This is a genomic window from Caproiciproducens faecalis, from assembly GCF_019448085.1.
Classification (GTDB): domain Bacteria; phylum Bacillota; class Clostridia; order Oscillospirales; family Acutalibacteraceae; genus Caproiciproducens; species Caproiciproducens faecalis.
Genome location: NZ_JAGFNZ010000001.1, coordinates 855,956 through 877,053 on the forward strand (window position 1 = coordinate 855,956; position 21,098 = coordinate 877,053).

Sequence of the window (21,098 nt, forward strand, 5' to 3'; positions counted from 1 at the left end):
AAGACGGCAGAACCTTCATTGATTAATTACTCTTTGGTATGTTTCATTTCCGCATTTTGGGCAGTTTGGGAGAGAATGGGAATCATCATTGAGCACAACGATTTCACCACATGTTTTGCATTTATAGCGTCCTAGCCCAGGCTTTTCTCCTGCCTTGTCCAACTTGTCCATATAATCGCCTTCTTTCACAACGATATTCTATACGGCGGAGGAATTACTTATTCGGAACCGTGTCATCAGTATTTTTATCTCTAGGATTTTCTTTCGTATTGGTTGCTGATTCAACCGAATCAGAATTCGTATTACTCATTGTGGGGTCGCTATCTCTCGTACTTCCGTTTCGAGCACTTGACTCATCTTCCTGAGGAATAGGCATTGGTATCGGCACAGGAGCCGGGACTGTTGGCATAACCGAATCTGAAACTGGCGAATTTTTATTATTTTTTTTACTATTCATAAATGCATCCCCTTTCGGGATTAGCTTATCCAGCAAATCGGATTTTATTAAAAGCGTTATGTACGGCGAACTTTTGCTCGCCGAAAGTATTACATTGATTGACATTCAATTTCGCATTTATTGCATTCTTCTGCACATCTTTTGCAATGGTCATCTTTAAACATTTCACATTCCTGTGCACATTCATCACAGATTAAAGCGCAAAGTTTGCATAAGTCTACTGCATGACTAGAGCCCATCATCATAAATTTTGCAGCTTCTTGACAAATCGAGATGCATTCATTTAATTTTGCAATACATTTTTCCCTATCAGCTGCATCTGGCTCATTATTACACAGCTGCATACATTCCATGCAAGCCTGTGCACATCTGTTACATGAATCAATGCAAGCTTGGTATTTGTTAGTGCCGTTTGTTACTAAACCCATAGTTAATCTCCTTTAAACGCAGCTTCATGATACTCTCCATTTTTTATATTGGCAGTTAAGCACCTTGCTTTTTTGTCGTCTTCTTTTTCGTGGACTCTTTCGTTGCTTTTCCCTCATTTTGTTTTTCAATACTGGCTTTCAGCGCATCCATAAGATTAATAACTTTTCCGGTCTGCTCCTCGGAACTGGCGGCAACAACATCCTTGCCGGCAATTTTTGTTTCGATGAGTTCTTTGAGCCTGTCCTGATATTCATCTTTATATTGAGACGGGTCAAAAGGCGTATCCATTGAGTTAATCAGCACTTGAGCCATTTTCAGCTCTTGTTCGTTGGGCTGCGGAATATCATAAGACTTTTGCAAATCTTTAATATCATCCTGATAAAACATGGTGGAAATCAACACCCCGTTCTTACGGGGAATAATCGCCATTAACGTGTCTTTTGTCCCCAAAACGGTCTTGCCTACTGCAATTTTCTGCTCATTCATCAGAGCAGACCGCAGAAGCTCAAACGCCTTTTCTCCACCTTTATCCGGCACTGCCTGATAGGTCTTATCATAATAAACGGGTGAAATTTGATTTAATTGTGCGAAGTGCAGGATCTGAATCGATTTTTCCTTTTCAGTCTTGATTTTTTCTATTTCTTCATCCGATACAACGACATAATGTTCCTTGTCATATTCGTAGCCTTTGATAATATCCTCACTTTTTAGCTCTTTCCCGCAATGGGCACAGGTCTTTTTATACCGCACACGACTCTGATCATCTTTGTGCAGTTGATTAAAATGAATATCGTTATCCTGAGTGGCTGTGTACATGGAAATAGGGATTGCCACAAGTCCAAATGAAATAACGGAATGATGTGATACCGGCATAAACTCACCTCGTGTTTAGTTTAACCAAATAGCCGGAAAATACAACAAAAGAATAGATTACGCGAAGTAACAAATAATACCCAAAAGCACGCGATAGCTATTTACAAAAAGGTGATAGATGTGGCTACAAAATTAGAGGAATACAACCGGAAAAGAAATTTTGATAAAACCGAAGAACCTGTGGGTACATCGGAGAATCCCGAAAAACACCTGAAATTTGTGGTTCAGCACCATATGGCGCGCAGGGACCATTTCGATTTTCGCCTTGAATGGGACGGAGCATTATTAAGCTGGGCGGTACCCAAGGGGCCTTCTTATCATCTCCGTGACAAAAGGCTTGCCGTTAAAGTGGAGGATCACCCCTTAGAATACAGAAACTTTGAAGGGCTGATTCCTAAGGGCGAGTATGGCGGCGGAACCGTCATGATTTGGGATGAAGGAACCTGGCAGCCGCAGACGGATGCAGCGGAAGGGCTGAGTAAAGGTTCGCTTAAATTCATACTGAATGGAAAAAGGTTAAAGGGTAAATGGGCTCTAGTCCGAATGAAAGCAAAAGCAGGTGAAGATCGGGACAACTGGCTTCTTCTTAAAGAAAAAGACGGTTATGAAAAAAGCGCCGATGGGATTTCCGAATTTAACACAAGCATCCGAACCGGACGCACTATGGAGGAAATTGAAAAAGGTGAGGGCGAAAAATTCGTACACAATCCTTTTAAGAAGGTAGATGCGCAGCTTGCCAAACTTGTTTCCACAGTCCCGGAAGACGAGGATTGGCTCTTTGAAGTAAAGTATGACGGTTACCGGATTCTTGCGTTTTTAGAGGGCAGCAGCGCTTTGCTGCAAACCCGCAACGGCAATGATTATACGGATCGGTTTCAGGATGTTGCCGATTCCCTCATTGATTGGGCTGCCGGAAGAGCGATGGTTCTGGACGGTGAAATGACGGTTACAGACGAGAACGGTAAGACGGATTTTCAGGCTCTGCAAAACTTTATGAGGAATCCAAAGAGCAAAAACCTAACTTACATCATCTTTGATCTTCTGGCGTTGGACGGAACAGATTTAAGAAATCATCCTCTGATCGAAAGAAAAGAAAAGCTGGAAGCTCTTATGAGGAATTCGCCAAAAAATCTCCATTATAGCCAGCATGTCAAAGGGAATGGGAAAGCAAGCTTTGCCGCGGCATCGCAGGCTGATTTGGAAGGCATCGTGGGCAAGAAAGCCGATTCTGTATACAGTGGTACAAGAAACGGCGACTGGATTAAACTGAAATGTGATAAAAGGCAGGAATTCGTCATTGGAGGATATACCTTATCTGATAAAAAAGCAAGCGGAGTAAGCTCACTGTTGCTTGGCGTTTATGAAGAAGAAAAGCTGGTCTATGTTGGGCGTGCCGGAACTGGTTTGAGCGCCCGCCGCGTTGAGGAACTTGCGAATAAATTTAAAAGTATAGAAGCGGAGTCGTCTCCTTTCAACCCAGCACCACAGGCGAGAACACACGAAAAAATTACATGGATTGAACCACAGCTGGTTGCGGAAATCAAATTTGCACAATGGACGGAAGAAAACCTGTTACGGCAGGCAAGCTTTAAAGGTTTGCGAACGGATAAAACCCCAAAGGATGTTAGAAAGGAAAAAGCGGATAATGAGACACAGCCTCAAGTATCCGCCGAAGATGTGGAAAAGCCCATGGAAACACCCGGAAAAGACCTTATCATAGAAGGTGTTAAGATTACCCATCCGGACAAAATTATGTTTGACGACCCGGATATAATAAAAGCGGATGTCATCCGGTATTACCAAAAAATAGCGGTGCGCATGCTGCCCTATGTATCGCATCGAATTTTAAGCATTGTGCGTTGCCCTAAAGGAATATCGGAGACCTGTTTCTTTAAAAAGCATCCCGGCCCGGGCAGTAAAGGAATCGTCACCGTATCCATTCCAGCGAATGACGGCGAAATGGAAGAATACTTTTATATTGAAAATGTATCCGGTCTTATATCGGAAGCACAGATGGGCACACTGGAATTTCATACTTGGGGAAGCAATGTGGAAAATCTTGAAAAACCCGATGTAATGGTATTTGATTTGGATCCGGACGAGGGAATGGATTTAGCTACGATACGCCAAGGCGTAAAGGATCTGAAAAGCATTTTGTCTGAACTTTCGATTAAGTCGTACCTAAAAACCAGCGGCGGCAAGGGCTACCATGTAGTTGTTCCTTTTAAACCTGCTGCTTCGTGGGATGTGTTTCACGATTTTGCAAAACGCGTTGCCGAAGTAATGGAACAAAAGTGGCCTGACCGCTACACCAGCAACATCCGAAAGGAAAAGCGAAAAAACAAAATCTTTATCGATTGGATTCGCAACGGCAGAGGTGCCACAAGTGTTTCACCCTATTCCATAAGAGCGCGAAAAGGAGCCAGAGTGTCCATGCCTATCGCTTGGGATGAATTAGACACAGTTGCTCCGGACGGTATCAGCATGGCGGATGCATTTCTTAGAATCAGCAAAGACGACCCATGGAAAGATTTTTTTCAAAATAATCAAATATTAAAATAATCCCCTTTATGTCAAAATTCATGTGTAGGGATTAAACCCGCACATGGATTTCAAATACGTGTTCGCTGAAGCAAAGGATGCTTACACAAGTTCTGCATGCATAAGGGTTCGACTAAATCCAAAAGATCTGCTCAATCTGAATAAAATGGTGCATGAATTATTTGCAGATAAACCGGAAATTACTAAGATATTGCAAGAAGCCGGTTTCCTAACCGAAGGTAAAACCATTTGTAATACCTGTGTCCCTCACACTGGGACGGGGGACTGACGTGCTTCTTACGGTTGTGTTCCCAGTAGGTGCAATAGAACAGAAATTATCGTGTGTGAAAAAAGGAGGCTATGAAATGTTAGGTCATTATTTGTTGTTTAACAGGAACTGCGGAGAAGCTATTAAGGCTTATGAAAAAGCCTTTGACGCAAAAGTAATTGAGATTAGGAAATATGGGGATATGCCATCAAATACGAATTTTTCCATTCCTGATGAGGACAAGGAGCTCGTTTTGCATGCAAGATTAGATATCTGCGGAACGGAGCTCATGTGTGCCGACAGTTCTGAACAGAGCCAAAGCGGAACCAATATGTATGTTTCAATTACAACCAAGGATGCGGGTTTTGTTCAAAGAGCGTGGGACCTTCTCAAGCAGGACGGCATCGTATATATGGAGTTGGCCCCATCCTTTTTTGCGGCTTTGCACGGCTCTTTACAAGATAGGTTTGGTATCAACTGGATGTTTACAGCCTTAAAGGAATAACTGCGCCGCGCCCGTGATTTACGAGCGTGTGCTTTTTCCATTGGTCAGATGCAGAATAACCCATAAAATAGTAAACCGGGCACCGGAAGATTAAATAATTCGAGAATGAAAGAAGCGGATTCCTGGATGGCAGACAGAAAAATGAATCCTAAGGTCGATGAATTTTTGTGCAACGCCAAACAGTGGCGGGAAGAATATGAGAAACTGAGAATGATCGCCCTCGACTGCGAACTGACTGAAGAGTTTAAGTGGATGCACCCATGTTACACGTTTCAGAATAAAAATATAATTTTAATCCATGGATTTAAAGAATACTGTGCGCTTCTGTTTCATAAAGGGGCTTTGTTAAAAGATCCTAATGGTATTCTGATCTGCCAGACAGAGAATGTGCAGGAGGGCCGTCAAATTCGTTTTACCGGGATTCAACAGATCCTTGATATGGAACCCATTATAAAAGAATATATTTATGAGGCGATTGAAGTAGAAAAATCCGGTTTGAAAGTGGTCAAAAAAGAAACAGCAGATTTCACGGTTGCCGAAGAATTCCAAAAAAAATTAGATGAAATCCCTGCCTTAAAGATTGCTTTTGAGGCATTGACGCCGGGGCGGCAAAGAGCGTACTTCTTTTATTTTTCCCAGCCTAAACAATCCAAGACCCGAGAGTCAAGGGTTGAGAAATATATGCAGAAAATTCTTGAAGGAAAAGGATTGGATGATTAGTACTCTGTGCAAATTCTCATCCGGACTTTATGGTTTCAGCAAAAACGCCACATCCTATGGAATTCTTCCATGGATGTGGCGCTTTTTTGAAGTGACCAAACTACTGTCTATTCTAAAAACTATTTTTTCGTAAAAAATGTAACATACGGAATCAAATTGACTCTGTTTGCCATCAGTATCCAGACATTGTAAAGGAAGCCAATAAACAGCACAGCTGCCGTTGCGTAATAGTAGATATATTTATGCATATTCTGGTTGCTTTTAATTTGGCGCCGTTCCTGAAGCACTTTTTTCTTTTGTTCCTTATTTTTATAAACTTTCAGACTTTCTGTGTCTTGTAGTACTTCTAACTGCTCACTATCCACACCTACACTGGCAAGCAGCTCTGGGATTACCAAAATAGCTGAAGTAAAGAAAATCATGCCAAAGCGCTGAAACAGGAAGTGCTGACAAGTCATGATATAAAGAAGCCCGGAATAAATTGAGAATATTTTTTTTCAACCGGGAATATATAGCGAAGATATTGAATGTATTCCTAAATTATTTTTAATTGCAAAAAATATTACAATTTTATCTGAAAGTCATTACTATTATAGACAAAATAGGCAAGGCTCTATTACACACAAAAGTTCAATAAAACGAGTAAAAGATTTACTTAAAATTATTCAAGAATGGATAACAATTTTAGAAAGTGCAGACATTATTTTTGAATTAAAGGAACAATTAATAGATTATTTTGCATATCAATATGCAATTACGACGGGGTTATTATTTTATGTAAAAAAAAAGAAATAGTTCTTTTATTACCAGAAATGAAGCAGTATACATTTCTTTTTGAATATGGGATTTCGAAAAAAACTAAAATAGTTAAAGATTTATACAAAATTGCGGGGTATAAATTGACAGGAAAGATACTGGCGTTCTGGATTATTCATAAAGGGAGATTAGAAGTCCATTAATTTTAAAAATTAAAAGGTTGTAAACAATGAAAAAATGTGGGTTAGCGACAATTACCGTTGGAGCAAATTATGGAAATAAGCTTCAAAATTATGCCTTACAACAAGTTGTAAGAAGCTTTGGATTCCAACCTGAAACTATCAGATATCAACCTATATATCCATATAATTCTATTGTAGCTAAAATCTTAAGAAAACTGAAAGAGTGGAGATCTTATAACATAATAGCAGTTTTATTCGATATGAAAAGAATTATAGAAAAAAGACTCTGTAAAATGTTGCATCCAAATGTAGAAAAGAATAGAATGGATAATTTTTCTGAATTTGTACAAACAGAAATAAAAATGGGTAGTCATGAATATTGTTTTAATGATGATTTGTCAATGTTAAACGATCAATATGATGTTTTTATAACAGGAAGCGATCAAGTATGGAATCCTTATTGGGAGGGGGTTAACCCATTCTATTTTTTAACTTTTGCAGATAAAAGAAAACGAATTGCATATGCTCCGAGCTTTGGTGTTGAGGATATTCCCAAAGATCTTAAGGATTATTATCAATCAAATTTAAGCCCCATACCGTATCTTTCAACTAGAGAAGAACAGGGGCAAGAAATAATACAGTCACTAATTCACAGAAAAATACCGGTGCTTATAGACCCCTGTTTCTTACTTGGTCATAAAGCGTGGCTGGAAATAGCCAAAAAGGCAATTTGCAGGCCGGCGCAAGAATACCTGTTGTGCTATTTTTTGGGGGTGAAATCTCATGAACATCATAAAGCAATTGTGCGATTTGCAAAAAAGAATAACTTGACTATTGTTTCTTTAAATGATGTTACTAATCCTAAAGGTTATGTTTGCGGACCTGCTGAATTTCTTGATTTAATTGCAAATGCAAAGGCTGTGTGTACCGATTCTTTTCACGGTACAGTTTTTTCCATTATTTTTAATCGACCTTTTATTACATTTATTAGATCATGCTCAAATAAAAGAGAGTCTATGAATTCCAGAATTGACACTTTATTAAACAGTTTTGGCTTACAGGATTGTTTATTTCAAAGCGATTTAACTTGGGAGAATGTTTTGCAAATAAATTTTAATAAAACTAATTGCATTTTAGAAGATAAGAGAAAATTTGCTTTATCATACTTATCGGATGCACTTAACAATATAAATAATGATATTATTGGTGAAAATTATTGAAATCAAAAATCAATCAGCTAAAAGCGGGTGTAATTCTATCCTATGCTACTATGGCAGTGCAAAGTCTTATTGCCATCGCATACACCCCAGTTATGCTTCGTTTATTAGGGAAAAGCGAATATGGCGTTTATAATCTGGTCTATTCCGTTGTAAGCTATCTGGGTTTGCTGAGCTTTGGCTTCGGCAGTGCATATATGCGCTTTTACTCGCGGTATCAAACGAAACATGATGAAGATAATATTGCCCGTCTGAATGGGATGTTTATATCAATTTTTTCCGTGATTGCACTCATTGCATTGGCAGCTGGCGCTATTTTGACGATGAATTCTGAAGCACTCTTCTCTGGCGGCCTTACGGAACATGAAATTCATACAGCAAAGATATTAATGGAACTAATGGTTTTTAATATTGCAGTATCGTTTCCAGCGAGTGTATTTGATTCTATTGTAACGGCACATGAGCAATACATTTTTCAAAGAATTATCAATCTTCTTCGTACGGTTCTTAACCCATTTCTGACATTGCCGCTGCTTCTGATGGGTTACAAATCCATCAGTTTAGTTGTGGTAACTACCTTCTTAACATTGGCCAGTTTTGCAGTAAATGCTTGGTTTTGTTTTATTAAAATAAAAACCAGGTTCATCTTCAACAATTTTAATTTTATTCTTCTAAAGGAGATTTGGCTTTTTTCTTTTTATATTTTTTTGAATATGCTTACTGATCAGGCAAATTGGAGCGTTGACAAGATTATTCTCGGAAAAATGAAGGGCAGCTCTGATGTTGCTGTTTATTCTATTGGGGCGCAGTTCAATACGCTTTATCTTTCATTTTCGACTGCAATATCTTCCGTGTTTATCCCAAAGGTTAATCGTATTGTAGCGGAAAATGACGATAACAACACGCTAACGGATCTTTTTGCTCGCGTTGGAAGAGTGCAGTTTCTCGTACTCTCGTTTATACTAACAGGATTTATATTCTTTGGAGAATACTTTATTAAGGTATGGGCGGGAAAAGAGTATGCGACTTCTTATATAACAGCTTATCATGTTGCTTTGTGGCTGATGATTCCAGTGACAGTGCCGCTAATACAGAATTTAGGATTAGAAATTCAAAAAGCCAAGAATATGCATAAATTTAGATCTGTAATATATGCGCTTATAACTGTTGCCAATGTGATTATCAGTGTTTTGCTATGCCCTTCTTTTGGGGCCATAGGCTGTGCTATTGGTACTGCAATTGCACTAATTGTGGGCAACGGATTTATCATGAACTGGTATTATTATAAACGTGTCAAATTAAATTTGTATCATTTTTGGAAACAAATCTTAGAGTTTGCTCCGGCATTTATTCTACCCTGTGCTGTAGGAGGGGTGATGAAATACCTGTTGGGTATTGATAGCGTCTTGAAATTTGTGGGCTTGGGACTCATTTATGCACTTGTGTTCGCTTTCTCTATGTGGTCTTTTGGTATGAACAATTCGGAAAAACAGCTGTTTAAAGCCCCATTTATAAAAATAAGGTCGTACTTCGTCAAAAAGGAAATGTGATTTTATGTTATCCATCTTGGAACCTCAAGACTGCTGTGGATGCCATGCCTGTTATAGCATTTGCCCCAAAAGTTGTATCACAATGCGTAGTGACAGTGAAGGCTTTTGGTATCCTCAAATCGATCAAATGAAATGTATTAATTGTGGCTCGTGTGAGAGAGTTTGTCCGATTATACATAAAACGATTATTAATAATAACCCACAGGCCTATGCGGCGTACAATATAGATGAGAACAACAGAATGCAAAGTTCATCCGGTGGTATTTTTACATTGCTTGCAGAAAATATCATTGCTCGAGGTGGTGTCGTTTTTGGTGCGGGCTTTGATAATGAATTTCAAGTGGTTCACAGTTGTGCGGAAACAAGATCTGAAATAAAAGCATTTCGTGGCTCTAAATATGTGCAGAGTAAAATAGGGGAAACCTATAAACAAGTTAGGATTTTTTTGGATGTCGGCAGGCTTGTGCTGTTCAGCGGTACCCCGTGCCAAATCAGTGGACTTAAATCTTACATGGGAAAAGAGTATGACAATCTGTTCTGTCAGGATATTATTTGCCACGGTGTTCCGTCACCAAAAGTATGGAAAAATTATGTTGCCTATCGGGAGGGCTGCTCCGGTACGCCGGTGGGGAGAATCTCTTTTAGAGAGAAGAATGAAAGCTGGAAGAGATACTCCGTATCCTTTCTGTTCAATGATGATACTGAGTATCGAGAAACGTTTGACAAAGACTTAATGATGCAAGGATTTCTAAAAAATATTTATCTTCGTCCTTCTTGTTATCATTGTTGCTTTAAAGGTGTAAACAGGCAAAGCGATATAACGTTAGCAGATTTTTGGGGTATCGAAAATGTTCTGCCAGAATTGTTTGATGATAAGGGTACTTCCTTAATATTTTTGAATTCACAAAAGGGACAGGATCTTTTTCAACAAATTGACGAAAAAATGATTTTCTGCCACGTTGATATTAAAAAAGCAGTAAGCTATAATCCCTCAGCATTTCAATCTTCTAGACCAAGTACAAAGAGAGATGCCTTTTTTAAAGACTTGGACAAACTGCCCTTTGAAGCTCTCATGAAGAAATATTGTGTTGACAGTTACTATACTAAAGCGCGGCATACGATTCATCGCTTTCTAAGTAAAGTCAAGCATATTTTCATCAAATAATGTAGACTAGCTATGTACAGTAGAAGAAACTCAAAAGCGCTTCTGACCTCAATGGAAATCAGTGAAAATGGCCATTTAATCCGTTAAAATTTCCTCTCTGGTAGCCATAAACGACATGATTATGTAGGGGTCATCTCCACCATATGAATGACCTTGGGATCTAGCATTCATGCTGGCTTCAAGGATTTTCCTTTCTTTGAAATAACGGTTTGGCCGTCATTTGCCGTTACAGACAAAACAGCGGATACCCATACTTTTTTGGGTACCCGCTTATTCTATGTCTTTTGAAGTTCAGTACATCGGCGACGGCGGCGAGGCAAGTCCAGACCCTCTCAGCTAAGTAGACCGATGAGGATTTTTTATATATGGGGATATTTGTATTGAGTTTGACGAAATTAGTGCTATTATTAATTTATATATCTGCAAGGTTTCAGCAAACTAAAACCGAACGGCACAAAATGAGCACAATGTGCTGTTCCTCTTCTCTCAGAACTTCGCAGTTGGTTTATTAATTTCGATTCATAAAAGCGATACTACTACATATAAGCGGAATAATGAGCAAGTTAACATAGCAACAGATCTTAGAGATAATGCGACGTTCAATATATATTTAGTGAGCAGTGGAATTCTTGATCGATGTTGCTAAAGAAAAGCAGGGCATCATTAACAGGATAGGAGCAAATGTTTCATGGAAAACCAAGAACAACAGCATAAAAGGCGTGTTCGATACAAAGGAACACATCCGAGAAATTTCAATGAAAAATATAAGGAACTGCAACCTGAAAAATACACAGAAACAGTTGAGAAAATAATTCAAAAGGGGAATACGCCTGCCGGAATGCATATTTCCATCATGGTTGAGGAAATATTGAATTTTTTAGCAATTAAACCGGGCGAAATCGGGTTGGATGCAACATTGGGGTATGGTGGACATACGTCAGCGATGCTCAAACGCTTAGAGAATAAAGGGCATATTTATGCTTTGGATATAGACCCAATTGAAATAGCCAAAACCAGAGAACGCTTAGAAAAAATGGGTTATGGGCCGGATATCTTAACAATTAAGCATCTTAATTTTGCAGATATTGATCAAGTCGTTGCCGAGGCGGGCAAGTTTGATTTTATATTGGCGGATTTAGGCGTATCTTCCATGCAAATTGATAATCCTGAGAGAGGGTTTTCTTTTAAAAAGAACGGTCCATTAGATTTGAGAATGAATCCTGAAAAGGGCGTTACTGGGGCTCAACGCTTAAAAGAGTTGACCCAAGAGGAATTAGAAGGCATGCTAATCGAAAATGCAGATGAGCCTTACGCAAAAGAAATATCCAAAGCGATTATTTCAAAGCTAAGAAGCGGTACTGATATATCTACGACGACGAAGCTTCACGAAATCATCAAAGAGGCGCTTCGATTTATTCCGGCAGCTGAAAGAGATGAAACGGTAAAAAAGTCAAGCCAAAGGGTATTTCAAGCACTTAGAATTGATGTGAACAGCGAATTTGAAGTGCTATATACGTTTTTAGAAAAGCTTCCCAATGCTCTTTCGAAAAACGGACGGGTTGCCGTGCTGACTTTTCATTCAGGTGAAGACAGATTGGTCAAAAAATCATTTAAAATGCTATTTCAAGAGGGTGTTTACAGCAAAATCGCAACCGAGGTAATACGACCGTCGGCAGAAGAATGTAACAGGAACAGCCGTGCCCATTCAACAAAAATGAGATGGGCAATCAAAGTGTAACCTGGGTGGTTTTATAGAATGTGTCGTCTCCCCTTCCCTTACACTTCGCATAATGATCTTGAGAGTATAAGAATGGCAAACTGGAAATTTTATGTCATTGTATTAATAAATGGCTAAAATAGGAAGCTACGAAAAGAATATGCAGGTAACATGTTTCCATGAACGGGGTACTAATGTGGTTTCATAAATTCGGAGGTAAGATTAGATGAATATAAAATTTGATCCCAATAATGCCGTTATTAGACTTTGTATGAGTGGGATGAGCCTTGAGGATAGTGGGAACATTGAAGATGCAACAACGATGTTTTATAAAGCATGGCACGAAGCAACAGACGACTACGAAAGATTTATTGCAGCTTATCATTTAGCTCGTCAACAAAAAATCATTGCAGACAAATTGAAATGGATTGAAGCATCTTTACAGTGTGCGCTAAATATAAATGACGATAATGTTAAGAGTGCATACTCAACGTTATATTTACACATTGCAAAATGTTATGATGAATTGGGTGATTCTGATAATGCATTAAGAAATTATGAATCGGCAAATTTATATAACGGTGCGCCTTCTGATGAAGGCCCATTTTATCATGGAACAAAGGCAGATTTGCAGGTCGGTGATCTACTGATAGCTGGTGGAATTTCAAATTATAAACCTGAGCTCAAAATGAACCACATTTATTTCACTGCTAATGTCAATGGGGCAGGTCTTGCAGCAGCATTAGCGAAAGGCGAAGGAAAAGAACGCGTTTATATAGTAAAACCAATAGGCGAATTTGAAAACGACCCAAATGTTACCGACAAAAAATTCCCGGGTAATTTAACACGCTCTTATCGCTCACAAGCACCTTTAAGAATTATTGGTGAAGAAACAGAGTGGGCGAAACCGACAACTACGGAACGACGCGAATGGCGCGAAAATTTAGCAAAAAGCAAGGGGGGAATTATTAACTGAGCATATTTCAAATGGGTAGATTATGAGTATAATTTGAACTCCCTGAACTTCATAGTAGAGCAGATAAAAGTAAACGAATTCCCGATCTAAGTAACAAGGCAATAAATTAATATTTGAGAGATGAAGCAACTTTTATGAAAGATAGAAGAAGAGAATGGAGACGAGTAAATGAGAAAAACAATATGTCAAATAGTTGACTCTTCAGGAAATCTGCCACGAAAATTTATTGAAGAGAACAACATCAGCGAGATTCCATTCTATTTTAAATTTGATAAACCGAATTACTACCGCGAAAATGTTGATTATAAAATAACCGAGTTTTATAATCATATGGAACAATATCCCAATGAGATTCCAAAAACATCTGCTCCAAATATTTATGATTGGTTGACCGTGTTTGAGGAGCAGTATGCAAGGGGCATTAAAAACTATATTGTTACGACGATTTCTTCTAAACTATCTTCAAGCTTTCAAACTGCTATTTTAGCAAAGCAAATATTTGAAGAAAAAAACACGGATATCCAAATGAAAGTGATTAGTTCAAACACTTGTGCTTGCGGGCAGGCTGCTTTGGAAATTGGAATAGCCAAAATGATTGCCAGTGGCAGAGATTTTGTAGATATTGTTGAGACGATATCTAAGATGGTAACGAGCGTAAGCACACTTTTTGCAGTTAATAGCTTAAAATACATGAAATCCGGAGGTAGAATCGGAGGAGCGACTGTTTTTCTTGGAAAACTAATCGATATTAAACCAGTATGTGAATTTGTGGATGGCGTTGTTCGTCCTATCAAAGCAGTAAGAGGAAGGAAAAATTCACTTAAAACTATGGTCGATGTAGCGGTTTCAAGAATGATTGATATTAATAAAATGATCATCATTATTCAAAATGCGGAATGTCAGGAAGATGCGAGCTATATCATCAATTATCTAGGAGAATTAACCAATTATACTGGTCAAATATTTAAAAGTGATCTAGGGATTATCGTAGGAGCACATTCAGGACCCGGCGCGATAGGAATCGGCTTCGTAGAGAATCCACTGATCTAGATACAAAATTATACTTTCTGAACTTGGTAGTAGGCCAGAATAATATCCGGATCAGATAAGAAAAGCATCGAATAAAAGGAGAAATTTGTGAACAGACAAAAACGAATCTTTGAGCGGCACGAAATTGTTTCAAAACCTGATTTGGAATTTGTGGTATCCGAGCCATGTCGGTTGTTGGATTTTCTATTGCTCAAGTTATCTAATAAATCCAGAAATCATGTAAAATCTTTGCTGACACACGGAGAAGTTTTAGTGAATGGAGCTGTGATTACTCAGTACGATACTGTACTGCACAAAGGACAAAAAATACAAATACATCGATCAGTCACTGAATGGAAAAAGCCGAAAAGTGTATTGGATATTCTATATGAAGACAATGATATCATTGTAATTAATAAACCGGCTGGGTTGCTGTCAATCGCTTCTGACCAAGAAAAGGAACTTACAGCATATCATTTATTGACGGATTATGTGCGGATGAACGACCCAAGAAACCGTATTTTTGCAGTACACCGACTCGATCGTGATACTTCCGGTGTATTGATGGTTGCAAAAAATGAGAGGATGAAACTGGCTCTACAGGATAACTGGGCGGATTTAGTGTCTGAACGAGGTTATGTGGCGGTTGTAGAAGGACAGCTAAAAGAAAAATCCGGTAGAATTCAATCTTGGCTTAAAGAGACAAAAACATTTCTTGTGTATTCAAGCCCGCGCGTCGGTGATGGTTTGGAGGCCATAACCGATTATCAAGTCTTAAATGAAACTGCAGAATACTCTTTGCTGAATATTAATCTAGAAACGGGCCGTAAAAACCAGATTCGTGTGCATATGAAAGATATAGGGCATAATGTCGTGGGAGATAAAAAGTATGGGGCAAAAACAAACCCATTGAAGCGTTTGGGCTTGCACGCATATAAATTAGAGTTTAAGCATCCTTTTTCTGATAAAGTCATGTGCTTTGAAACGCAGTTCCCCAAAAGCTTTACTTCCCTTTTTGTGAAATCAGGTTCAAATAATATTCAGAATGGTTGACCTTTCCTTTTGTGTCGTACTTGCCCTGTAACATTCCACAGTATACCGAATATTGAATGTAAAAGTATGATAAATTTTGGTCAGAGTAATGAAAGCCCAAAAGCTATAATTCTGAAATGAAAATACGAACTTCGTTTAATGTTTAGGGGGTACATATGGAAACTACTATTGAATTGGGGCAAGCAAAGGATATTGATGAATTAGAACAGCTTTACGATGATTTGAATGATTACTTGGCAAAAGGAATCAATTATCCTGGATGGATAAAGGGGATATATCCTATAAGAGAAACTGCAATTGATGGAGTCAAAAGCGGAACTCTTTATGTGGCAAAGCATAATGGTAAAATCATTGGCAGTATTATTTTAAATCATGAACCTGAACCAGCGTATTATAATGCTAAATGGGGATTTGAGACTGATTATTCAGATGTTTTTGTTATACATACATTTGTTGTTCATCCGAAGTTTATGAAATGTGGTGTAGGCAAGGGACTAATGGACTTTGCTGACGAACACGGCATTAAGTCACAAGTTAAATCAATTAGGTTAGATGTATATGAAGGAAATAGACCTGCCATAGAGTTATATGAAAAACGAGGTTTTAAATATATTGATACTGTTGATTTAGGACTCGGTAACTACGGATTGGACTGGTTTAAACTATATGAAAAATTAATATGAGATAAATTGGATTATATTGAGTGAAACGTTCTGACCAAGAATGAAAATGGAATACAGTTTTACAGCCCAAAAGGTTCCCCAAAGATGAGCCGATAGAAAAATTTGTCATAATATGATACAATAGAAGTGTAGAATAATTAACATGAACAAACGGTTCAGCGAGAAACAGATCATCATGATTCTAAAAGAGCATGACACATATGGCCCTTGGAGAGGGGCTCTAAACACTACTACTTTATAATAGCGAAGGACATACTTATGGCTTGTACAACTATTCTGGTCGGAAAAAACGCATCCTATGACGGTTCTACCATGATCGCACGAAACGATGATTCCGGTTCCGGCCATTTTACCCCCAAGAAATTCGTAACGATCCATCCTGAGAAGCAGTCCGCAATCTACAAATCCGTGCTTTCCCATGTGGCAATCGAACTGCCCCAAAATCCCATGCGGTTTACGGCAGTTCCGAATGCCGTAGAAGGCGTGGGCATCTGGGCCGCCAGTGGTGTGAATGAGGCAAATGTCGGCATGACGGCCACGGAAACCATTACTTCCAATTCCAGAGTGCTGGGGGCGGATCCGCTGGTCGAATATCATCCGGCAAAGGACGGGCAGCCTGAAATTGCCGGCGGTATCGGCGAGGAGGATATCGTTTATATTGTTCTTCCTTACGTTCACAGTGCTCGGGAAGGTGTTGAGAGGCTGGGTGGCCTGTTGGAAAAATACGGTACCTATGAAATGAACGGCATTGCCTTTCAGGATGTCAACGAAATCTGGTGGCTGGAGACCATCGGCGGCCATCACTGGATTGCCAGAAAGGTGCCGGATGACGTTTATGTCGTAATGCCGAACCAGCTGGGACTTGACCGGTTTGATCTGGATGATGCACTTACCGAAAAGAAAAACTATATGTGCTCAGCAGATATGCAGGAGTTCATTGAGAAGAACCATTTAGATCTTTCGCTAAACGGAGACTTTAATCCGAGAGACGCTTTTGGAAGTCACGATGATGCGGATCACGTTTACAATACGCCGCGTGCTTGGTTTATGCTGCGGTATTTTAACCCCCGCACCAAAGCATGGGACGGCCCGAATGCAGATTTCACGCCGCGTTCCGATGATCTGCCCTGGTGCATGGTGCCGGAGAAGAAGATCACACCGGAGGATGTAAAATACGCGCTGTCCTCTCATTATCAGGGAACGCCATATGATCCATATGAAGGCCACGGTGATCCAACCATGAAAGGCATCTTCCGCCCGATCGGCATCAACCGAAACGACTTTATGGCTTTGATCCAGATGCGCCCGGACGTCCCAGAGGAGTTCTGCACGGTGGAGTGGATCGCATTTGCATCCAACGCCTTCAATGTGCTGGTGCCCTTTTATGCCAATGTGTCCGTAACACCGGACTACCTTGCCAATACAACAAAGGAAATTTCAACCGACAATTTTTACTGGTCCAGCCGCATGATTGCCGCTATGGCGGACGCATCATACGGTAAGTCAGTATTTCATATTGAGCGATATCAGCTTGCTGTACAGTCCAAGGGACATGCACTGATTAACCAATATGATGAGAAGCTCCGGCTGGAAGCGAATACGGAAAATCGCGCTGTCCTTCGGGAACAGGCTAATCAGGAAATCGCTGACATGCTGAAAAAAGAAACTGCCAATACCTTGGACAAGATTTTATTTGAACTGAGCAGCCAAATGAAGAACGCTTTTTCCAGATCGGACGCTTGATCGAACGAACCGGCCGGGAACAACGAGAAATCTGGCATATATTAAAATGGTCAAGCGGTTACAACCCCATAAAGCTCACAGAATGGATGATCTATACAATCATTTAATAAATCGCGGTAAAATTCCAATGTGTCTTTCAGCGTGCCAAGCCCATGCATCGCTTCAAAATTGGAGTAGTCACTCTCATGATGAGTAAGTTCTATAATTCCTCTTTGCAATAAAGGAATAAATGCTTTTGCTGAACCGATATTTTCCTGATTTAATACTGTCCATCCGCAGGATGCTGAAATAAGATCACGAACAGTCCAAACGATGGGGTGTTTTTCGCCAACCGAAATCCATTGCCCTTCTTTTGTATAAACTCTAAGGAAAACTTGATATTTCATTCGACTGTTTCCCTCCAAAATCGATTTTACTGTTATATACATTCGCCACCAGTATGATCTTTTTTGGGGTGGGTTTTAAAAAATAGCCCCTTTCTGTATGTGAATCAAATAATCGCTGTACGGAAACAAGCCAAGTCGGACACATACATTGAAAAACGGAAGCTGCCACATCTTATTAGGTAGACAGCTTCCAAAGAATATTAGTTATACTATTCAATTTGAATACAGCTTTCGCAGCAGACATTAAGGTGATTCCTTCAAAATCAAACTATTTTTTCAAACATATTAAGCAAACGCAGATAATGATTTGATTCACGAAGGACATGGTCGCCTAATAATGGGATAATAATAGATCGTATTTTGCAGCCAAGCAATCCCTGGGTACCTGCCGTATTGAAATCTCGAATTTTTTCAGTGGCAGCCAAGCTTTCCGTTGTAACTTTTTTCAGCGGAATTGTACGGTCCATCGCCTGTATGGCTTGATTCGTCAGCTGATCGAATTCATTGCCGAAATTATTAGCCGCAACAATCAAATCGTTTTCTGTTGGATCAAGCAATCCCCGGATGAATTTTGAATGTTCTGCCATAATTCGGTTCCAAAAAGACTCTTGTTCATATGCTTCTTTTTCCAGATTGATATCTTCTCTGTTTTGCAGCCTTTGCACCAATGACAGATAGAATTTTGCCTCTCTTAAGATATGGTCAATCAGTAATGGATAATTGACAGTAAACAAATTGCAGGATAGAACATTCGACAAAATGACAGATTTAAACTGAATTAATGAATTTATTAATCTGATTGCATTACTGTTAAGGTAACTTACTCTTTGCTCAAGGATGGAGTTGTTTGCCGTGCTGTTGCCGGCCAAGCCTGCTTCGGCCTGAGTGAGATCAGTTTGTAATGGAACACCCGTATAGTAGGAGGATGCCATTTCTGCTTTTAGAGTATAAGGAGTTATGATTTCGCCAGATTGAAGCACCTCAGGACTTATAACGCCGTTTGAGAGTTCTATCGCGGTAGCAAGTAACGCGTCGAAGGATTTTCTAAATGAATCGGCTTGGTTAGTTAAATTATAATCTTTAGGTGTAAATCCTATTTGGAGAAAGAAAGAATGCTCTTTCATAATCCTGGCAAAAAATAAATGCAAGGCTAGAGACTGCTTTATAAATTGATCGACTGATAACATAATTACCCTTCTTCTATTATTAGAATTGTCTGAGGTTATCATATGAATACATCAAGAATTTGTAATGCCCAGAATTGAGTTAATAAGCGAACGCATAATGCAAAAAAGTCATCCAGACGGATGGCTTTTTTTACGAGAGATAATGTTAATAGAACCTTCTTCTCCTGCGGGTTAATTCCGAGAGCAACAGGATATCGATTAAATCTCTGAACAAGCCTCTTCGCCTGAAACCAAATCCAAACCTAGGTTCACGTTCAAACATTCCAAACCCGCGGCCAAACCCGCGGCCAAACCCTGCGGGCGGATCAGGCGGATCAGGCGGGTCGTCTTTTGCTCTTTTCTCATATTCACGTGTATATTCGGCAATGTCAGGATACATTCGGCATACATCGTCATAAATGCTGTCAGTCATATGTTCTACCATTTCCTGAGTAGGCATTAATGAGCTGAACGTATCCATTTGATCACATACAAGCATAATATATGGTTGCAATTTATAGAAAATTTCAGGATATACCATTTGATTTGCCATGTTTTCCATCATTGGCATGCCTTGTGGAAGATAGTTAGAAGATGGGCCCATCGCCTGCATGTTCATAGAAGGATTTATTATTCCAGAACTATTTGCTGATGCACCCTCATTCGAATTAGCTTGATTTTGCACTTCGTTTCCTCCAGTCAACTTATTGCGGGGCAGCTATTGCATAATATGAATTGAGTGTTTTAATCGTCACATAATACAATAAAAGTTATCGCCTTGGAATCCGCATAAATGCCGGGTTTCAAGGCCTTTTCTTTGACCGATTCCACCCCATGCCGATTGCGCGTTCGGCCGCACTGTGGGGCATGTGCTGAATTCACTGATCCTTCGCTTCTGGTGCGGTTCAGTACAAGGGAATAATTATTTATTTTTCCTCTTGAAAAGATGACGAGATAGTCCTATAATAAAGCCAATGTGACGCATGAGTCATATGACTGGGCAGTCACGATGGCTAATAAATAAAAAGGGGGGGTTTGATGCCCAAGCAGACTTTCTTCAATCTTCCTGCGGAGAAACGGAAGAAAATATTGGACGTCGCCGTAAAGGAATTTGCGGAGCAGGGCTATAAAGGCGCCAATATCTCCAGAATGGTGCTGGAAGCCGGAATTGCGAAGGGCAGTTTCTACCAGTATTTCGAAGACAAGGACGATCTTTATCTTTATATCATCACCACCATGATCGCCGGGAAAAAGCTTGCGATCTACGAAAGGGAAAAAGGGCGGCTGGAGGATTTATCCCTCACAGGTTTTTTGAGGGCGGTTTCCCATCAAATATTTCAGGATTTTATGGAAAATCCCGGTCTGCTGCGCATCGGGGCGGATTTAATGCGGTTGGAGGGGGAACCGGTGTATCAGAAAATCATGGGTTGCTATCCCAAACTCAGCGAATCCGTTTTCATGCCCTTTATCCAGCATGAGATCGGACAGGGCGAGATTTCGGAGAAGGTAAATCCGCGCTTGCTCAATTTCATCTTCATCAGTTTGGGATTATATCTAGCTTATGATTTGAAAACAACGAATGCCGAAACGATCCATGAGGAACTTGTCGATCGGATGCTTGACGATATGGAATATATTTTAAAAAACGGCATTTATACCGATAAGGGGAAATCGATGTGAGC

General features: G+C 39.6%; 21 protein-coding genes. 13 read left to right on the forward strand and 8 right to left on the reverse strand.

Translation table 11 applies throughout. From position 1 onward, the window contains the following. Positions 1 to 15 precede the first annotated feature (15 nt). From J5W02_RS14905 to ku, 4 genes are read right to left on the reverse strand one after another with little or no spacing between them, the layout of a single operon-like run. Positions 16 to 171 carry a zinc ribbon-containing protein gene (locus J5W02_RS14905; RefSeq protein WP_255575535.1) on the reverse strand — a complete coding sequence of 52 codons (156 nt, stop codon included), beginning with the start codon at positions 169 to 171 and terminating at the stop codon, positions 16 to 18. A gap of 43 nt (positions 172 to 214) precedes the next feature. Further along, the gene (locus J5W02_RS04040; RefSeq protein WP_219964341.1) at positions 215 to 562 is read right to left on the reverse strand and encodes a hypothetical protein; all 348 of its coding nucleotides are present in this window, start codon (positions 560 to 562) and stop codon (positions 215 to 217) included. After that, entirely contained in the window at positions 547 to 885 is a 339-nt protein-coding gene (locus J5W02_RS04045; protein WP_219964342.1) for a four-helix bundle copper-binding protein, read from the reverse strand. The genes J5W02_RS04040 and J5W02_RS04045 overlap by 16 nt, the downstream gene beginning before the upstream one ends. Before the next feature lie 55 nt (positions 886 to 940). Beyond that, entirely contained in the window at positions 941 to 1,759 is an 819-nt protein-coding gene (ku, locus tag J5W02_RS04050) for a non-homologous end joining protein Ku (RefSeq protein ID WP_219964343.1), read from the reverse strand. 120 nt (positions 1,760 to 1,879) lie between these two features. Between ku and ligD the strand changes: the two genes are divergently transcribed. From ligD to J5W02_RS04065, 3 genes are all read left to right on the forward strand, one after another. Beyond that, the gene (ligD, locus tag J5W02_RS04055; RefSeq protein WP_219964344.1) at positions 1,880 to 4,321 is read left to right on the forward strand and encodes a DNA ligase D; all 2,442 of its coding nucleotides are present in this window, start codon (positions 1,880 to 1,882) and stop codon (positions 4,319 to 4,321) included. A 344-nt stretch (positions 4,322 to 4,665) separates the two neighbouring features. Then, the gene (locus tag J5W02_RS04060; protein WP_219964345.1) at positions 4,666 to 5,073 is read left to right on the forward strand and encodes a VOC family protein; all 408 of its coding nucleotides are present in this window, start codon (positions 4,666 to 4,668) and stop codon (positions 5,071 to 5,073) included. Positions 5,074 to 5,178: 105 nt separating this feature from the next. Then, a complete protein-coding gene (locus tag J5W02_RS04065) occupies positions 5,179 to 5,793 on the forward strand; it encodes a YdeI/OmpD-associated family protein (RefSeq protein ID WP_255575536.1) in 615 nt (204 codons plus the stop codon). 119 nt (positions 5,794 to 5,912) lie between these two features. On the opposite strand, the gene J5W02_RS04070 is transcribed toward J5W02_RS04065, so the two are convergent. Next, entirely contained in the window at positions 5,913 to 6,251 is a 339-nt protein-coding gene (locus J5W02_RS04070) for a hypothetical protein (protein WP_219964346.1), read from the reverse strand. 527 nt (positions 6,252 to 6,778) lie between these two features. On the opposite strand from J5W02_RS04070, the gene J5W02_RS04075 reads away from it, so the two are divergent. The 9 genes from J5W02_RS04075 to J5W02_RS04115 all read left to right on the forward strand — a co-directional run bounded on the left by J5W02_RS04075 (position 6,779) and on the right by J5W02_RS04115 (position 17,864). Continuing rightward, positions 6,779 to 7,951: a polysaccharide pyruvyl transferase family protein gene (locus J5W02_RS04075; protein ID WP_219964347.1), complete on the forward strand. Its 1,173-nt coding sequence runs from the start codon at positions 6,779 to 6,781 to the stop codon at positions 7,949 to 7,951. Next, positions 7,948 to 9,498 carry a lipopolysaccharide biosynthesis protein gene (locus J5W02_RS04080; protein ID WP_219964348.1) on the forward strand — a complete coding sequence of 517 codons (1,551 nt, stop codon included), beginning with the start codon at positions 7,948 to 7,950 and terminating at the stop codon, positions 9,496 to 9,498. Before J5W02_RS04075 ends, J5W02_RS04080 begins: the two co-directional genes overlap by 4 nt. Before the next feature lie 4 nt (positions 9,499 to 9,502). Then, positions 9,503 to 10,663, forward strand: a complete 1,161-nt coding sequence (locus tag J5W02_RS04085) for a Coenzyme F420 hydrogenase/dehydrogenase, beta subunit C-terminal domain (RefSeq protein ID WP_219964349.1) — start codon at positions 9,503 to 9,505, stop codon at positions 10,661 to 10,663. Between the two features lie 688 nt (positions 10,664 to 11,351). Beyond that, a complete protein-coding gene (gene rsmH / locus J5W02_RS04090) occupies positions 11,352 to 12,401 on the forward strand; it encodes a 16S rRNA (cytosine(1402)-N(4))-methyltransferase RsmH (RefSeq protein WP_219964350.1) in 1,050 nt (349 codons plus the stop codon). A gap of 505 nt (positions 12,402 to 12,906) precedes the next feature. Further along, positions 12,907 to 13,356, forward strand: a complete 450-nt coding sequence (gene arr, locus J5W02_RS14825) for an NAD(+)--rifampin ADP-ribosyltransferase (RefSeq protein ID WP_330659674.1) — start codon at positions 12,907 to 12,909, stop codon at positions 13,354 to 13,356. Between the two features lie 168 nt (positions 13,357 to 13,524). Then, on the forward strand, positions 13,525 to 14,406 hold the full coding sequence (locus tag J5W02_RS04100) for a DegV family protein (protein WP_219964352.1): 882 nt from the start codon (positions 13,525 to 13,527) through the stop codon (positions 14,404 to 14,406). Positions 14,407 to 14,493: 87 nt separating this feature from the next. Next, on the forward strand, positions 14,494 to 15,438 hold the full coding sequence (locus J5W02_RS04105; protein WP_330659659.1) for an RluA family pseudouridine synthase: 945 nt from the start codon (positions 14,494 to 14,496) through the stop codon (positions 15,436 to 15,438). A gap of 155 nt (positions 15,439 to 15,593) precedes the next feature. Further along, the gene (locus J5W02_RS04110; protein ID WP_219964353.1) at positions 15,594 to 16,121 is read left to right on the forward strand and encodes a GNAT family N-acetyltransferase; all 528 of its coding nucleotides are present in this window, start codon (positions 15,594 to 15,596) and stop codon (positions 16,119 to 16,121) included. A 258-nt stretch (positions 16,122 to 16,379) separates the two neighbouring features. Continuing rightward, a complete protein-coding gene (locus J5W02_RS04115) occupies positions 16,380 to 17,864 on the forward strand; it encodes a C69 family dipeptidase (protein ID WP_219964354.1) in 1,485 nt (494 codons plus the stop codon). A 50-nt stretch (positions 17,865 to 17,914) separates the two neighbouring features. Here the strand turns inward: J5W02_RS04115 and J5W02_RS04120 are convergent, their stop codons facing one another. The 3 genes from J5W02_RS04120 to J5W02_RS04130 form a co-directional block, all read right to left on the reverse strand. Further along, the gene (locus tag J5W02_RS04120; RefSeq protein ID WP_219964355.1) at positions 17,915 to 18,250 is read right to left on the reverse strand and encodes a hypothetical protein; all 336 of its coding nucleotides are present in this window, start codon (positions 18,248 to 18,250) and stop codon (positions 17,915 to 17,917) included. A gap of 263 nt (positions 18,251 to 18,513) precedes the next feature. Beyond that, a complete protein-coding gene (locus J5W02_RS04125) occupies positions 18,514 to 19,437 on the reverse strand; it encodes a DUF2935 domain-containing protein (protein ID WP_219964356.1) in 924 nt (307 codons plus the stop codon). Positions 19,438 to 19,582: 145 nt separating this feature from the next. Further along, complete coding sequence (locus tag J5W02_RS04130; protein ID WP_219964357.1) at positions 19,583 to 20,101, reverse strand: hypothetical protein; 519 nt, start codon at positions 20,099 to 20,101, stop codon at positions 19,583 to 19,585. 353 nt (positions 20,102 to 20,454) lie between these two features. Here J5W02_RS04130 and J5W02_RS04135 point away from each other — a divergent pair, with 353 nt between their 5' ends. After that, positions 20,455 to 21,096 (forward strand): TetR/AcrR family transcriptional regulator, encoded by a 642-nt coding sequence (locus tag J5W02_RS04135; RefSeq protein ID WP_219964358.1) that lies wholly within the window; start codon positions 20,455 to 20,457, stop codon positions 21,094 to 21,096. Positions 21,097 to 21,098: the final 2 nt, after the last annotated feature.

What these genes read in the sequence shown, in the direction of transcription:
- J5W02_RS04110 (WP_219964353.1), top strand. Translation starts at nt 15,594, where the DNA reads ATGGAAACTACTATTGAATTGGGGCAAGCAAAGGATATTGATGAATTA.
- J5W02_RS04135 (WP_219964358.1), top strand. Translation starts at nt 20,455, where the DNA reads ATGCCCAAGCAGACTTTCTTCAATCTTCCTGCGGAGAAACGGAAGAAA.
- J5W02_RS04100 (WP_219964352.1), top strand. Translation starts at nt 13,525, where the DNA reads ATGAGAAAAACAATATGTCAAATAGTTGACTCTTCAGGAAATCTGCCA.
- J5W02_RS04125 (WP_219964356.1), bottom strand. Translation starts at nt 19,437, where the DNA reads ATGTTATCAGTCGATCAATTTATAAAGCAGTCTCTAGCCTTGCATTTA.
- rsmH (WP_219964350.1), top strand. Translation starts at nt 11,352, where the DNA reads ATGGAAAACCAAGAACAACAGCATAAAAGGCGTGTTCGATACAAAGGA.
- J5W02_RS04115 (WP_219964354.1), top strand. Translation starts at nt 16,380, where the DNA reads ATGGCTTGTACAACTATTCTGGTCGGAAAAAACGCATCCTATGACGGT.
- J5W02_RS04075 (WP_219964347.1), top strand. Translation starts at nt 6,779, where the DNA reads ATGAAAAAATGTGGGTTAGCGACAATTACCGTTGGAGCAAATTATGGA.
- J5W02_RS04120 (WP_219964355.1), bottom strand. Translation starts at nt 18,250, where the DNA reads ATGAAATATCAAGTTTTCCTTAGAGTTTATACAAAAGAAGGGCAATGG.
- J5W02_RS04060 (WP_219964345.1), top strand. Translation starts at nt 4,666, where the DNA reads ATGTTAGGTCATTATTTGTTGTTTAACAGGAACTGCGGAGAAGCTATT.
- J5W02_RS04065 (WP_255575536.1), top strand. Translation starts at nt 5,179, where the DNA reads ATGAAAGAAGCGGATTCCTGGATGGCAGACAGAAAAATGAATCCTAAG.
- J5W02_RS14905 (WP_255575535.1), bottom strand. Translation starts at nt 171, where the DNA reads ATGGACAAGTTGGACAAGGCAGGAGAAAAGCCTGGGCTAGGACGCTAT.
- J5W02_RS04085 (WP_219964349.1), top strand. Translation starts at nt 9,503, where the DNA reads ATGTTATCCATCTTGGAACCTCAAGACTGCTGTGGATGCCATGCCTGT.
- ku (WP_219964343.1), bottom strand. Translation starts at nt 1,759, where the DNA reads ATGCCGGTATCACATCATTCCGTTATTTCATTTGGACTTGTGGCAATC.
- J5W02_RS04070 (WP_219964346.1), bottom strand. Translation starts at nt 6,251, where the DNA reads ATGACTTGTCAGCACTTCCTGTTTCAGCGCTTTGGCATGATTTTCTTT.
- J5W02_RS04040 (WP_219964341.1), bottom strand. Translation starts at nt 562, where the DNA reads ATGTCAATCAATGTAATACTTTCGGCGAGCAAAAGTTCGCCGTACATA.
- J5W02_RS04045 (WP_219964342.1), bottom strand. Translation starts at nt 885, where the DNA reads ATGGGTTTAGTAACAAACGGCACTAACAAATACCAAGCTTGCATTGAT.